The sequence below is a fragment of the [Empedobacter] haloabium genome (genome assembly GCA_008011715.2).
GTDB classification, from domain to species: domain Bacteria; phylum Pseudomonadota; class Gammaproteobacteria; order Burkholderiales; family Burkholderiaceae_D; genus Rugamonas; species Rugamonas haloabia.
Genome location: CP136508.1, coordinates 980,009 through 994,771, shown reverse-complemented (window position 1 = coordinate 994,771; position 14,763 = coordinate 980,009). Strand labels below are relative to the sequence as shown.

General features: G+C 68.0%; 12 protein-coding genes. 3 read left to right on the top strand and 9 right to left on the bottom strand.

The window, feature by feature from the left end:
• The 6 genes from xdhC to E7V67_004475 all read right to left on the bottom strand — a co-directional run bounded on the left by xdhC (position 1) and on the right by E7V67_004475 (position 8,121).
• Entirely contained in the window at positions 1-996 is a 996-nt protein-coding gene (gene xdhC / locus E7V67_004500; protein ID WUR14369.1) for a xanthine dehydrogenase accessory protein XdhC, read from the bottom strand.
• A complete protein-coding gene (xdhB, locus tag E7V67_004495) occupies positions 993-3,371 on the bottom strand; it encodes a xanthine dehydrogenase molybdopterin binding subunit (GenBank protein WUR14368.1) in 2,379 nt (792 codons plus the stop codon). Before xdhB ends, xdhC begins: the two co-directional genes overlap by 4 nt.
• Positions 3,372-3,380: 9 nt before the next feature.
• The gene (gene xdhA, locus E7V67_004490; GenBank protein WUR14367.1) at positions 3,381-4,847 is read right to left on the bottom strand and encodes a xanthine dehydrogenase small subunit; all 1,467 of its coding nucleotides are present in this window, start codon (positions 4,845-4,847) and stop codon (positions 3,381-3,383) included.
• A gap of 151 nt (positions 4,848-4,998) precedes the next feature.
• Positions 4,999-5,628, bottom strand: a complete 630-nt coding sequence (locus E7V67_004485) for a GNAT family N-acetyltransferase (GenBank protein ID WUR14366.1) — start codon at positions 5,626-5,628, stop codon at positions 4,999-5,001.
• Positions 5,629-5,638: 10 nt separating this feature from the next.
• On the bottom strand, positions 5,639-6,589 hold the full coding sequence (puuE, locus tag E7V67_004480; GenBank protein WUR14365.1) for an allantoinase PuuE: 951 nt from the start codon (positions 6,587-6,589) through the stop codon (positions 5,639-5,641).
• Positions 6,586-8,121, bottom strand: coding sequence for a carboxylesterase family protein (locus E7V67_004475; protein WUR14364.1), 1,536 nt, complete (start codon positions 8,119-8,121; stop codon positions 6,586-6,588). Before E7V67_004475 ends, puuE begins: the two co-directional genes overlap by 4 nt.
• A 90-nt stretch (positions 8,122-8,211) precedes the next feature.
• Between E7V67_004475 and uraH the strand changes: the two genes are divergently transcribed.
• Positions 8,212-8,565, top strand: coding sequence for a hydroxyisourate hydrolase (gene uraH / locus E7V67_004470; protein WUR14363.1), 354 nt, complete (start codon positions 8,212-8,214; stop codon positions 8,563-8,565).
• Here the strand turns inward: uraH and E7V67_004465 are convergent.
• The 3 genes from E7V67_004465 to E7V67_004455 form a co-directional block, all read right to left on the bottom strand.
• Positions 8,550-9,776: a glutamate carboxypeptidase gene (locus E7V67_004465; GenBank protein WUR14362.1), complete on the bottom strand. Its 1,227-nt coding sequence runs from the start codon at positions 9,774-9,776 to the stop codon at positions 8,550-8,552. The genes uraH and E7V67_004465 overlap by 16 nt on opposite strands.
• Positions 9,777-9,835: 59 nt before the next feature.
• A complete protein-coding gene (locus E7V67_004460) occupies positions 9,836-10,330 on the bottom strand; it encodes an NADH-quinone oxidoreductase subunit B family protein (GenBank protein WUR14361.1) in 495 nt (164 codons plus the stop codon).
• Between the two features lie 72 nt (positions 10,331-10,402).
• On the bottom strand, positions 10,403-11,260 hold the full coding sequence (locus E7V67_004455) for a helix-turn-helix domain-containing protein (GenBank protein WUR14360.1): 858 nt from the start codon (positions 11,258-11,260) through the stop codon (positions 10,403-10,405).
• A gap of 408 nt (positions 11,261-11,668) precedes the next feature.
• Here E7V67_004455 and E7V67_004450 point away from each other — a divergent pair, with 408 nt between their 5' ends.
• Both E7V67_004450 and pilB read left to right on the top strand, forming a co-directional pair.
• A complete protein-coding gene (locus E7V67_004450) occupies positions 11,669-12,940 on the top strand; it encodes an HlyC/CorC family transporter (GenBank protein ID WUR14359.1) in 1,272 nt (423 codons plus the stop codon).
• 125 nt (positions 12,941-13,065) lie between these two features.
• Positions 13,066-14,754, top strand: coding sequence for a type IV-A pilus assembly ATPase PilB (gene pilB / locus E7V67_004445; protein ID WUR14358.1), 1,689 nt, complete (start codon positions 13,066-13,068; stop codon positions 14,752-14,754).
• Positions 14,755-14,763: the final 9 nt, after the last annotated feature.

Below are 14,763 nucleotides of genomic sequence, written 5' to 3'. Positions count from 1 at the left end.
TCAGTTCTCTTGAATGGGTTGCGGCAGGGCGGCGGCTTGCGCCTGCCACACGATCAGTAATTGGGCCGCGACGGAAGCGGCGATGACGGGCGGCGCCTTGTCGATGATACCCGGCAGGCCGATCGGGCACACCATCGTGGCGATGCGTACCGGATCGATGCCGCGCGCGGCCATGCGGCTCTCGAACTGGGCGCGCTTGGTTTTCGAGCCGATCAGGCCGAACCAGCCGACCTGTTCGCGCGCCAGGATGGCCTCGCACAGGCGCTGGTCCAGCGCGTGGCTGTGCGTCATGACGAGGTAGCTGGCGCCCGGCGGCGCGGCCGCGACCAGCGTTGCCGGCGTGTCCGTGACTTCGACCGTCACGTTGTCCGGCACTCGCGCCGGGAACATGTCGTCGCGCTCGTCCACCCACGTCACGCTGCAGGGCAGCTCGGCCAGCGCGCGCACGATGGCGGCACCGACGTGGCCGGCGCCGAACAGCAACACGTGGGCGCGCGGCGCCAGGATGGGGTCGACCAGCCAGCGGCGGCCGCTGGCATCGGCGTGCAGGCCGGCCTGCGCCGTCGCGACGAACGCGACATCCGCGCTGCCGCCAATCCTGCCGCCGGCGGCGTCGAACAGCGCACACGCCGGCTTGCCATCGACCGCCGCGATGCGCACGCTGTCGTCACGACGTCGCGTGCGCAGCGCTTCCAGCACTTGCGCCAGTTCGGCATCGACCGGCTCGAACGCGAGCCAGACGACGCCGCCGCAGCACTGCCCCAGGCTGGGACCGAGCGGAAAGCGCTCGTACTGCACGGACGCGTCGGCGCGCGCCAGCATGCCCCGCGCGATCTCGACCGCTTTCAGTTCCAGGTGGCCACCGCCGATGGTGTCCAGCTGGCTGCGCGCCGTCACCAGCATCTTGGTGCCGGTCGCGCGCGGGCTGGACCCTTCCACCCGCGCGACCGTGACCAGCACCGCCGGCCCGGCGGTCGCCGTCAGCCAGTCGTTCATTTGCCGTCCGAAACTGTTGCCTCAAAAATGGGGACAGACCCCATTTTCTGTGCAACGCTTTCCTGCACCGCGTCGACGGCCTTGAGGATTTCCTCGCTGGTCGCTGGCGCGTCCAGCGGCGGATTGACCCGGTGCTCGCCCACGCTGGAGATCGCATCGCGGATGGCGAAGAACACGGAAAACGGCAGCAGCAGCGGCGGCTCGCCTGTTGCCTTGGACCGATGAATGCTGTCTTCGACGTTGCGATTGTCGAACAGGCGCACGCGGAAGTCTTCCGGGCAGTCCGAGATGCCGGGGATCTTGTAGGTGGACGGCGCATGCGTCATCAGCTTGCCGGCGTCGTTCCACCACAGCTGCTCCGTCGTCAGCCAGCCCATGCCCTGGATGAAGGCGCCCTCGACCTGGCCGATGTCGATGGCCGGGTTGAGCGAGGCGCCGGCGTCGTACAGCGCATCCGCGCGCAGCAGCTTCCATTCGCCCGTCAGCGTGTCCACCACCACTTCCGAGACGGCCGCGCCATAGGCGTAGTACGAGAACGGATGGCCCGTCATCGTCTTCGGGTCCCAGTGCAGACCCGGGGTGGCATAAAAACCGTCCGACCACAGCTGCACGCGCGCCAGGTAGGCTTTCTGTACCAGCTCGGGGAACGGCACCTCGTGACCATTGACGTGCACCACGTCCGCGCCGAAGCGCACCGCCGCGACGTCGCCGCCGTACTGCTTGACCGCGAAGGCGGCCAGGCGCTCGCGGATCTGGCGCGCCGCGTCCTGCGCGGCCTTGCCGTTCAGGTCCGCGCCGGTGGAGGCCGCGGTGGCGGACGTATTCGCGACCTTGCTCGTATCGGTGGCGCTGGCGCGCACGTGCCGCAAGTCCACGCCCAGCTCGTGCGCGACGACCTGCATCACCTTGGTGTTGATGCCCTGTCCCATCTCGGTGCCGCCGTGGTTGACCAGCACGGAGCCGTCCACGTAGACGTGCACCAGCGCGCCAGCCTGGTTCAGGTGCGTGACGTTGAACGCGATGCCGAATTTCACCGGCGTCAGCGCCAGGCCCTTCTTCAGCACGGGACTGGTGGCGTTGAACGCGGCGATGCTCTCGCGGCGGGCGCGGTACTCGCTGCTGCGCTCCAGTTCCGTCGTCAGCTCGTCGATGACATTGTCGACGATGACCTGGCGGTACGGCGTCTCGTTGCGTTCGGTCTTGCCGTAGAAATTCAGGCGGCGGATGTCCAGCGCGTCGCGGCCCAGGTTGCGCGCGATCTCGTCGATGACGTATTCGATGGCGATCGCCCCCTGCGGCCCGCCGAAGCCGCGGAACGCGGTGTTCGATTGCGTGTTGGTCTTGCCGCAGCCGGCGCGGATGTCCACGTCCGACAGGTAGTAGGCATTGTCGAAGTGGCAGACGGCGCGCGTGGCGACGGGGCCGGACAGGTCGGCCGAGAAGCCGGCGCGCAGGGTCATGTCCACCCGTGCGGCGACGATGCGGCCGTCGTCGTCATAGCCCACTTCGTACTCGTACCAGAAGCAGTGGCGCTTGCCGGTGACCATCATGTCATCGTCGCGGTCGGCACGCAGTTTTACCGGCCGCTTCGTCAGCGTGGCGGCGATGGCCGCCGCCGCCGCCCACAGCGCCGACTGCGATTCCTTGCCGCCGAAGCCCCCGCCCATGCGCCGGCATTCGACGGTCACGTGGTGCGAATGCAGCCCCAGCGCGTGTGCGACGACGTGCTGCATCTCGCTGGGGTGCTGCGTGGAGCACTGCACCAGCATGCCGCGGTTTTCCTTCGGGATGGCATAGGCGATCTGACCTTCCAGGTAGAACTGTTCCTGGCCGCCGACGAACAGCTCGCCCTTGAGGACGTGCGGCGCGCGCTCGAACGCGGCCTGCGCGTCGCCGCGCTGCAGCCGCAGTGGCGGCAGCACGTAGGAACTGGCGGCCTTGGCCTGCTGCGGCGTCAGGATCGCCGGCAGCTCCTCGTACGTGACGACGGCCTTGCGGGCGGCGCGGCGCGCATTGGTGTGCGTGTCCGCCACCACGATGAAGATCGGCTGGCCCACGTACAGCACCTCGCCCTGGGCGAAGATCGGGTCGTCGTGGATGATCGGGCCGCAGTCGTTGGTGCCCGGGATGTCGCTGGCCGTGTAGGCCGCCACGACGCCGGGGCAGGCCAGCACGGGCGCCAGGTCGAGCGCGACAATCCTGGCGTGCGCCTTGGCGGACAGGCCCAGTGCCGCGTGCAGAGTACCGTGTACTTCCGGGATGTCGTCGGTATAGGTGGCCTGGCCCAGCACGTGCAGCTCGGCCGACTCGTGCGGGCGGGCCACGCCGACGGCTTTCCAGGCGTCGGTCAGGCCGGGAGTGACGGGATGGTTCATGGCGTCTCCTCAGGCGGAACAGGCAAAGGCATTCACGGCGCCGGCGGCCAGCGGCGCGTCGGGACGCGTCTCCAGCCAGAAGCGGCGCAGCAGGTTCTGCGCGGCGCGCAGGCGGTAGGCGCTGGAGGCGCGCATGTCCGTCAGCGGCGCGTAGTCCTGCGCCAGCGCGGCCATGGCCTCCTGCACGGCCGCCTCGTCCCAGCGCCGGCCCGCCAGCAAGGCTTCCGCGGCGCGGGCGCGCTTCGGTGTGGCGGCCATGCCGCCGAAGGCGATGCGGGCCGACGCGATCGTGTCGCCCTCCAGGGTGAACGCGAACGCGGCGCAGACGGCCGAGATGTCCTGGTCGAAGCGCTTGGCCAGCTTGTAAGTGCGGAAGGCCACGCCGGCCCTTGGCAGCGGCACGCGCACGGCGCGCACGAATTCGCCCGGCTGCAGGTCCTTCTTCATATAGTCGAGGTAGAAGTCCTCCAGCGCCAGCACGCGGTCGCCGCCGGCGCCGCACAGCACGACCTGCGCACCCAGCGCGATCAGCCATGGCATCGAATCGCCGATGGGCGAGCCGTTGGCCACGTTGCCGCCCAGGGTGCCGGCGTTACGGATCGGCAGCGAGGCGAAGCGCTGGCGCATTTCGCCCAGCTCGGCGTCGTAGTGGCGGCACAGCGCGCCATACGCGCTTTCCAGCGACACGCCGGCGCCGATTTCCAGCATGCCGTCGCGCTCCGTCAGCGTTTTCAGGGCATCCACGTGGCCCAGGTAGATGATGTCGCCCAGTTCGCGCATCTGCTTGGTGATCCACAGGCCCACGTCGGTACAGCCGGCCAGCAGGGTCGCGCCCGGGTTGGCGGCGCGCAGCTGCACCAGCTCGTCCAGGGTGCGCGGCGCCAGGAAGGTCTGGCCATGCGCGCTGTAGACGGCCAGGCGGTCGCGCTTGAGTGCCGCCAGCTGCTCGGTCAAGCGGGCCGTGTCGAATGTGACCCGCGGCAGCTCCACCATGCGCTTGGCGGCGTCGATGATGGGACGGTAGCCGGTGCAGCGGCACAGGTTGCCGGACAGGCAGTCGTCGATCTGCTTGCGCGACGGCGCGGCGCCGTCCACTTTGACGTACATGCCCCACAGCGACATGGCAAAGCCGGGCGTGCAGAAACCGCATTGGGAACCGTGGCACTCGACCAGCGCCTGCTGCACCGGGTGCAGTGTGCCGTCCGGCTGCTGCAGATCCTCCACCGTGAACAGGGCCTTGCCGTCCAGGGTGGGCGTCAGCTGGATGCACGAGTTGACCGCCTTCAGCTCCAGCCGACCGTCGACGACGCTGCCCAGCACCACGGTGCAGGCGCCGCAGTCGCCTTCGGCGCACCCTTCCTTGGTGCCGGTGCAATGCAGGTCCTCGCGCAGGTGCTGCAGCACAGTCTGCGTGGGGGCGGCATCGCGTACTTCATGCACGGCGCCGCGGTAGTAAAAACGGATCGGTTCAGACATCTTGGCCTCGGAGTGGTCCCATCTTCCCAGACTATCATTTGGGCGGGTACGACATATATCCGATGAACGATAAGCGATATCACCCTATCCGCATGAGACCCTTGGTGACAGGCAGCCTTTTCAAGGCCTTCCGACCCTGGAAACGTGCCTGTCACCTGGGATCTACAAATGCTGTCGAGTAATCCGAGATCGTCGTCCAGCCCAGCGACCGGTACAGCGCTTGCCCGGCCACCGTGGCGACCAGGATCTCGGTCGCGCCGCCATCGAGCCGGACCTGGCGCAGCGCGTGCATCACACAGGCGCCCAGCCCGCGCCGCCGGTGCGCCGGCGCCGTCTCGATGCGGTCGTAGACGAACACGCCGGCCCACTCGGCCGCATGGCCGGTCGCTGCCACCGCACCGTCGGCGGTGACGATGCGGGCAGTCGTGACGGCGCCGGTGCGGGTCAGCCGCAAGGTGTACTCCGGCGCCAGCGTGGGCGCGGCCGGCCAATCACCCGGCACCATCACGAAGCGCGGCTCGTCCAGCCGCCAGCGCGGCGGCAGCAGCGCCAGCAGATCGTGGCCGCTGCCGCACAGTTTCAGGAACACCAATGGAATGTCGATGCTCGCCCCCAGCTCGCGCAAGCCGTCACAGGCCGCGCCGAACACGTAGCGCCGCAGCTCGCCCGGCCGCGCGGTGTCCAGCCGCCAGCCGCCGCGGTCCGGCAGCGGCGCCGGCAAGCCGTGGCAGATCGAGCGGGCGCGCAGCCAGCTGCCGATCAGCTGCGTGTCGACCGTCACTCGGGTCACCTCACGCGCCGCCGAACGGGTGGTGCGTGTGCCAGTGCTCGGCGATGTCGATGCGGCGGGCGATCCACACGTCCGGGTGGCCCTGGACGTAGTCGAGGAAGCGCGCCAGCGCGGCCGCGCGCGCTGGCCGGCCGACTAGGCGGCAGTGCAGGCCGATCGACAGCATCTTCGGCCGGTTCAGGCCGTGCGGGTCGCCCTCGGCATACAGCACGTCGAACGCGTCCTTCAGGTAGTCGAAGAACTGGGTGCCGCTGTTAAAGCCCTGCATGGCGGCGAAGCGCATGTCGTTGGTGTCCAGCGTGTACGGCACGATCAGTTGCGGCGTCACGGCCGGCTGGCCGTCCGCGCCCGTGTGCTCGACCTGCTGCCAGAACGGCAGGTCGTCGCCATAATAATCCGCGTCGTAGCGGAAGCCGCCGTGCTCGACGACCAGACGGCGCGTGTTGGGCGAATCGCGCCCCGTGTACCAGCCCAGCGGCGCGCTGCCGGTCAGGTCGCGGATGATGTCCACCGCCTCCTTCATGTGGGCCCGTTCGGTGGCTTCGTCCACGTTCTGGTACGAGATCCAGCGCAGGCCGTGGCAGGCGATCTCGTGGCCCAGTTCCTGGAATGCGGCCACGGCTTCCGGGTTGCGCTGCAATGCCATCGACACGCCGAACACCGTCAGCGGCAGGCGGCGTTCCTCGAACATGCGCAGCAGGCGCCACAGGCCGGCGCGCGAGCCGTACTCGTAGATCGATTCCATGCTCATGTGCCGCGCCGGGAAGGCAGCGGCGCCGATGATCTCGGACAGGAAGGTCTCGGAGGCGGGGTCGCCGTGCAGCACGTTGTTCTCGCCGCCCTCCTCGTAGTTCAGCACGAACTGCAGCGCCACGCGGGCGCGGTTGGGCCAGTTGGCATGGGGGACGTCGCGGCCGTAGCCGATCAGGTCGCGGGGATAGGATTGGTTCATGGTGCGGTGTTCTGGCGATCGTGGAATTCGAAGCGTGCGCGGTCGCGCGGGTTGTAGACGTCCGAAGCCACGTCGATGCGCATGACGTTCGGGGCCGGGTGGTCGACGCTCGGCCAGTGGGCCAGGCCGGCGCCGTTCGGGTTGCCGGTGCGGATGAAGTTGGCGAAGTAGGTCTGCATGGTGGCGGAGACGCGGCGGTCGTCGTCGTTCCAGCGATACACCTTGTTGCCGTCCAGGTTGCCCAGGGCGTATTCGATCTCGCCCGAGTGCACTGCGCCACCGGCCGCGCCGGGGCGCGGCCGCGTGAAGTAATAGCGGTAGGTGGGCGCGACGCGGCGATGCAGGTCGATCCACTTCCAGGTGCCGTAGACGATCCAGCGGTCGCTGGCCAGGTCGCGTGCCGCATCGGGCACGTCATAGTCATAGGCGCGCGCCGCGTCGGCGGCCCGGTCGCCGTACAGTCGCTCCAGCGCGGCCGCGAAGGCTTCCTTCGTCGCCGGCGCCTGGCCCAGCAGCGCGTCCGCGCCCATCTCCTGCGAGTTCCAGCCTGCCAGCAGCGGCACCCTGGCCTGCAGGCCGCGCCGGTAGGTCTCCAGTGGCGGGCGTTCGATGACGGCGCCGTCGGTCACGATGGAGAACCATGGCATGCCGGGCCGCCCGGCCACTTCCAGCAGCTGCGCGGCCGGCAAGGCGCGCAGCGCCGCCAGCGATGCCGCGCCGGCGGCGCTGGCGAAAGCCACGCCCTGCTGCTCCGCCTCGGCCAGCGTTGGCGGGGCCTCCAGCCCCAGCACGGAACCGCTTTCGCCGATGGCGCGGGCGAACAGGCCACGCGCCTGGGCGTTCACCATCTGCGCGCTGACGGAGTACGAACCGGCCGACTCGCCAGCGATCGTCACCTGCGCGGGGTCGCCGCCGAACGCGGCGATATTGCGCTGAACCCAGCGCAGCGCCGCCGCCTGGTCCATCAGGCCGTAGTTGCCGGATGCGCGCACCGCTCCCTCGGCGCTCAGCTCCGGATGCGCCAGGAAGCCGAACACGCCCAGGCGGTAGTTGACGGTCAATGCGACGATGCCCTGGCGCGCCATCGCGGCGCCGTCGTAGCGCGGCTCGGAACCGTCGCCGGCGGCAAGTCCGCCGCCGTGGAAGTACACCAGCACGGGCAGCTTCTTGCTGGCCGGTGCCAGCGGCGTCCAGACGTTCAGGTACAGGCAGTCCTCCTCGATGCCGGGCGAGCGGAATACCATGTCCGCGAACAGCGGCAGTTGCATCGCGCGGGGACCGAAGTCCTTGGCGGGACGCACGCCGGGCCAGGGCCGCACCGGCTGCGGCGCCTTCCAGCGCAATGCGCCCACCGGCGGCGCGGCAAACGGCACGCCCTTGAAGCTGCGCACGCCGTCCGCATAGGTGCCCTCGATGGCGCCTCCCTCCACGGCCAGTACGATGGGAGCCGGTCCGGCAAGCGCCGGCCCGGCGGCCAGCGCGGCCGCCAGCGCGCCCGCCAGCGCGCCCGCGTACGCTGTCTTCGTCATCATGATTTGGCTCCTGTATTCATAAGCACAACGATATATTGTCCAGCGCACAACAGTATATGATCCGATGAATAATCACATCCGGGAATCGATATGGGAAAACTGACCACGCACGTCCTCGACACCGCTCACGGCCGCCCCGCCGCCGGTGTCACCATCCACCTGTACGCGATCCTGGCAGGCAGCCGCCAGTTGCTGAAGACGGACGTGACGAATGCCGACGGCCGCTGCGCCACGCCGCTGCTGGAAGGCGACGCGCTGCACGCCGGCCAGTACGAACTGGCCTTCCATGCCGGCGACTACTTCGCCCAGGCCGGCGTCGAGCTGCCAGCGCCGCGCTTCATCGACGTGGTGACGATCGCCTTCGGCATCGCCCACGCCGACCAGAACTACCACGTGCCGCTGGTGGTCTCGCCCTGGTCGTACTCCACCTACCGGGGCAGCTGAGGGTCCTTGCCGAACTGGCGGATCAGCCGCGCCAGCAGGTAGATGCGCGGCGCGATGCTGTCCACCTCCGCGTATTCTTCGGCCGTGTGGATGCCCCCGCCGACGATGCCCAGGCCGTCGATGGTGGGCACGCCCGCCGCGAACGCCAGGCTCGAGTCGGCCGCGCCGCCCGAGCTTTCCAGGGTCAGCTTGCGGCCCAGCTCCGCGTAGATGCTCGATGCCGCGCGCGCCAGCGCATCCGTCGTCGAGCTGGGTGGCATCGGCGGGAAGCTGCGCTTCAGGGCGATCTCCACCTTCGCCTCCGGCACCAGCTGGCTGGCGGCGATGCGGCGCATGTCGCGCTCGACCCGGTCGAACTCCTCGGGCTGCATCACCCGCACGTCGGCCTGCGCGCTCGCTCGGTCGGGAATCACGTTGCTGCGCTCGCCGCCCTTGATGACGGTCCAGCTGACGGTAGTCTGCTTCGCCTCGTCGCCCAGACGCGACAGCTGCACCAGCTGGTGCGCGGCCTCCAGCGCCGCGTTGACGCCCTGCTTCGGCGCCACGCCCGCGTGCGAGGCCTTGCCGCGCACGGCCAGTTCGATGTCGCCGCTGCCCTTGCGTGACACCACCAGGCCGTCGGCCGGCCGGCCCGGCTCCAGGTTGAATACCACGTCGTGCTGCTTCGCCAGGCGCTCGAGCAGCGCGCGGGTGCCGTGCGAGCCGGTTTCCTCGTTGGTGTTCAACAGCACGGTGATGCGTTTGAAGTCGCCGAAGCCCTGCTCGCGCAGCACGGCCAGCGCGTGGACGCCGATGACGATGCCGCCCTTGTCGTCCATGATGCCGGGGCCGTAGGCACGCCTGCCTTCGATGCGGAAAGGATGCGCGCGGGCGGTGCCGTCGCCGAACACGGTGTCCATGTGGGCGATCAGCAGGATGCGCCCCTTGCCCTTGCCGTCCAGCGTGGCGACGAGGTTTTTCGACAGCGCCGGGGTGGCGGGGAAGGTCTCCACGCGCGCGCCCAGGCGCGTCAGTTCGGCCGCGGCGATGGCGCCGACGTCATCGAGCCCCTTCGCGCTGAACGTACCGGAATCGATGTCCACCAGCTTCTGCAGCAGCGCCAGCGCGGGCGCCTTGTGCTGTTCCGCCTTGGCCAGCAGGGTGGCATCGGGCGCCGCCGCGCATGCCCCGCTCATGATCACGATCGCCATCCCCGCCAGCATCCTGCGCATGCCCGTCTCCCGTCGTAACGATCGGACAATGATAGCGGATCGGCAATCGCCTTGCCGGTTCAGCGCGCGAGGTCGGCGTAATGGGCGTTCGGCCGCGTGGCGGCGATCTTGCGCTGCAGCTGCAGCAAGCCGTAGACCAGTGCCTCGGCGGTCGGCGGGCAGCCGGGAATGTAGACGTCCACCGGCACGATGCGGTCGCAGCCGCGCACTACCGAATAGCTGTAGTGATAGTAGCCGCCGCCGTTGGCGCAGGAGCCCATCGACACCACGTATTTCGGCTCCGGCATCTGGTCGTAGGCTTTGCGCATCGCGCGCGCCATCTTGTTGGTCAGCGTGCCGGCCACGATCATCAGGTCGGCATGCCGGGGCGAGGCACGCGGCACCATGCCGAAGCGGTCCAGGTCATAGCGCGCCGAGGCGGCCTCCATCATCTCCACGGCGCAGCAGGCCAGGCCGAAGGTCAGGTACCACAGGCTGTCGTTGCGGCAGGCGTTCAGCACCGCGTCCAGCGACGTGACCAGGAAACCGTCGCGCTGCAAGCTCGGTTCGTCCATCTCGTTTCCCCCAAAACGGTTGATGGCGCACGATAGCGCCGCCGCGGGGACGAAAATTGTATCGAGACGACATCAGGGCCGCGCCACGATCCAGCGCTGGGCCGGATCGTAGCGGTACAGCCGGTGCAGCGGGTCGGTACCCGCATCCCGCAGGTGCGCGCGCGGCGCGCGGCCTGTGTAATGGACGAAGTCGCGGATCATGTGGGCCTGGTCGTGATAGCCGCAGTCCATCGCGATGCGCGTCAGCAGGCCACGGCGGGGCGGCGCCTGCATCAGTCGCGCCAGCGCTTGCACGTAGCGTGCCATGCGCCGCATGTCGCGCAGGCTCTGGCCATAGGTGTCGTTGAACCGGCGCTCCAGCTGGCGCACACCCAGGCCGCAGCGGCGCGCGATGTCGGCGGCCGGCAGCGCCAGCAGGGCCGGCGGCAACGCGAGCGGCGGCACGGATGGCGGCCGGCGCGCCAGCAGTTGCAGCAGCCAGGCCTGCAAGACGCCGAGCCAGACGGACGTGTCGTCCGTGCCATGCAGCGTGTCCTGCAAGGCCGCGAACGGCGCCGCCGGCGTCACATCCGCCAGCGCCACCGGCAGGTCGCGCAGCGCGGCCGGGCTGACGCCGAACAGGCGCGCGAAGCTGGCCGGTTCGATCAGCGCGCTGATGAAGGTGGTGCCTTGCCGCCACAGCACCGGCATCGGCACGGTCACGGGACCGCACAGCATGGGCTGCTCGAACAGCGTCAGTGTGCCGTCGGTGGACGGCACCAGCGAACCGCCGGCGGCAAAGAACGTGACCATCGGATAAGGCGACGCGGGCACCAGCGCCGCGCCGCCGCTGTCGCGCTCCACGTGAAAGTAACGCACGATGCCCGCCAGCACCGGTGGCGGCATCACGGCCAGGCGGCGCCCGGCCGGGGTCTGGATGGCATTGCTCATCGGGCCATTATAGGTCGTGGATGCAGAACAGTTGCCCCGAAGTCGGGGACAGCCTCCGATTTCGCCGAGCAAGCTTCCTTCGTTGCAAGGCGGACCGATATTCGTGGCCCCGGAGAATCGAAGGCTGTCCCGAATACCGCTAAGTTAAGGAAAACTATCAGCCAGCCGCAGACGTTTTGCACCCAAAAGCGGAGAGCCGGGATCAGACCCGGCGGGTCTGACCCCGATTCAGGGCCTGGGGTTGAGGAATACGCCTGCGGCCCAGTGAGTCTTACATCCTTAACTTGGCGGCATTAGAGGCTGTCCCCGATCCCCGATTTGACGGCAGGCGCGGCCGCTTGCACGGGGTTCGGGGTTCCCGTAGAATCGGATGCTCTGCGGCCGCATCCGCGTACCTTTTCCCACACTTTGGACAACATTCCCTTATGGGTGCAGCTCCTTGCACTCGCCTGCCTGATCTTCCTGTCGGCCTTCTTTGCCATGGCCGAAACCGCCCTGATGGCGGCCAGCCGCTTCCGTTTGCGCCACGAGGCAAAGCGCGGCAGTAATCGCGCCATCGCCACCCTGTGGCTGCTGGAACGTACCGAACAGCTGCTTTCGCTCGTCCTGATCGCCAACACGCTGCTCAACGCGATGGCCATCGCCCTCGTCACGGCAATCGCCATCAACGCCTTCGGCCTGGAGGAGCACGTGATCCTGATCTCGACCGGTGTCGTCGTGTTCATGCTGATCGTGCTGGCGGAGATCTCGCCGAAAGTCATCGGCGCCCGCTATGCCGACCAGATCGTGCTGCCGGCCAGCTTCATCCTGCGCCCGCTCTTGCGCGCGGCGCGTCCGCTGATCTGGTTCGTCAACCTGTTCGTGGCCACCCTGCTGCGGCTGTTCCGCGTCAAGCCGGCCCCCAATCCGCACGAGGCGGGCCTGTCGTCGGAAGAGCTGCGTTCGCTGTTGCTGGAAAGCGGCAACTTCATCCCGCAGAAGCACAAGAGCATCCTCCTGAACCTGTTCGACCTGGACACGATCTCCGTCGAGGACGTGATGACGCCGCGCGCCCAGATCGAGGCGCTGAACCTGGCCGTGCCGGTCGAGGAAATCAAGGAACAGCTGACCACCTGCTACCACAACAAGCTGCCCGTGTATGACGGCGAGATCAACCAGATCGTCGGCATCCTGCACGTGCGCAAGGCCGTCGCCCTGCTGAACGAGGAGGACGAGCTGACGGTCGAGCACTTCCGCGCCCTGCTGGCCGAGCCCTACTTCATTCCGCAGGACACCGCCGTGTTCGCGCAACTGCAGAACTTCCAGGAGAACCGCGAGCGCCTGGCCATCATCGTCGACGAGTACGGCGAGGTGCAGGGCCTGGTCACGCTGGACGACATCATCGAGGAGATGATCGGCGAGTTCACCACCTCCACGCCGAGCGCGGCCCGGGCCGATACCTTCGGCTGGGACAACCGCGGCGAGTGTTTGCTGGAAGGCACGACCGCGCTGCGCGACGTCAACAAGCGACTGGGATTAAACTTCCCGACAGACGGTCCGAAGACCCTGAACGGCCTGCTGCTGGAGTGGCTGCAGGACATTCCCGATGCGCCGATCAGCGTGCGCATTGGCAATTGCATCATCGAAGTTGTTCAGGTGCAAAATCAGTCGATCAAAGTCGTCAAATTGCGACAGCATTGAACGGAACATCGTTTACAAAAATGATGCCGCAAGGCATCATTCTTTGATCGCGCGGTTTCATTCATCAATGTAGCACTAGTGTCCATATGGCAGCAGTCCAACCCCACCCGGCGACAGGCGCTTCCATGTCGGGCCTGGCTCGTGCCTTGATGCAGGCGGGGCGGCTCACGCCCCCGCAGGCGGACGCGCTGCAAAAAAAATCCCACACCGACAAGCTGCCTTTCATCGACGTGCTGCTGGCCAGCGGCGTCGTCAACGCGCGCGAGCTGGCGCTGTTCTGCGCCGAGACCTTCGCGTATCCGATGCTCGATCTGCAGGCGTTCGCAGTCGCCGCCCTGCCGCCCAAGCTGATCGACCCGAAGCTGATGCAGAGCCAGCGCGTGGTGGCGCTGGCCAAGCGCGGCAACAAGATGTCGGTGGCGATCTCCGACCCCACCAACACGCAGGCGCTGGACCAGATCAAGTTCCAGACCGAGTCCTCGGTGGAACCGGTGATCGTGCCGCACGACGCGCTGGTGCGCCTGCTGCAGGAACTGGGCAAGAGCAGCGAGCAGCTGATGGGGGACCTGGCCGGCGACGAGGGCGAGATCCAGTTCGCCGAGGAGCAGGAATCGACGACCGTGGCGGAAGCCCCGGCCACCGACGTCGAGGATGCACCGATCGTGCGCTTCCTGAACAAGATGCTGATGGACGCCGTCAACATGGGCGCATCGGACCTGCACTTCGAGCCGTTCGAGAAGTTCTACCGCATCCGCTTCCGCGTCGACGGCGTGCTGATCGAACACGCCCAGCCGCCGATCGCCATCAAGGACAAGCTGGTCTCGCGCATCAAGGTGCTGGCGCGCCTGGACATCTCGGAAAAGCGCGTGCCGCAGGACGGCCGCATGCGCCTGATCGTCTCGCCGACCAAGACCATCGACCTGCGTATCTCGACCCTGCCGACACTGTTCGGCGAGAAGACCGTGATGCGTATCCTGGACGCGACCCAGGCCCAGATGGGCATCGACGCGCTGGGCTACGACCCGGACCAGAAGGCCCTGCTGCTGGATGCGATCCAACGGCCCTACGGCATGGTGCTGGTGACGGGACCGACCGGCTCCGGCAAGACCGTCTCGCTGTACACCTGCCTGAACATCCTGAACAAGCCGGGCATCAACATCTCGACGGCGGAAGACCCGGCCGAGATCAACCTGCCCGGCGTGAACCAGGTCAACGTCAACGACAAGGCGGGGCTGACCTTCCCCGTCGCGCTGAAGTCCTTCCTGCGCCAGGACCCGGACATCATCATGGTCGGCGAGATCCGCGACCTGGAAACGGCGGACATCGCCATCAAGGCGGCGCAGACGGGCCACATGGTGTTCTCCACGCTGCACACCAACGACGCGCCATCGACCCTGACGCGCCTGATGAACATGGGCGTGGCGCCGTTCAACATCGCCTCCTCCGTCATCCTGATCACGGCGCAGCGCCTGGCGCGCCGGCTGTGCACCTGCAAGCAGCCGGTGGACATCTCGGCCGACCTGCTGCTGCGGGCAGGATTCAAACCGGAACAGCTGGACGGCACCTGGAAACCGTACGGCCCGGTGGGCTGCGAGCGCTGCAATGGCACCGGCTACAAGGGCCGCGTGGGTATCTACCAGATCATGCCGATCAGCCCCGCCATCGAGGCGCTGATCCTGGCGCACGGCAACGCGATGCAGATCGCGGCGCAGTCGGAAAGCGAAGGCGTGAAGTCCTTGCGCCAGTCCGGCCTCGTCAAGGTCAAGGTGGGCCTGACCAGCCTGGAAGAAGTGCTGGGCTGCACCAACGAATAGGAAGCGAAC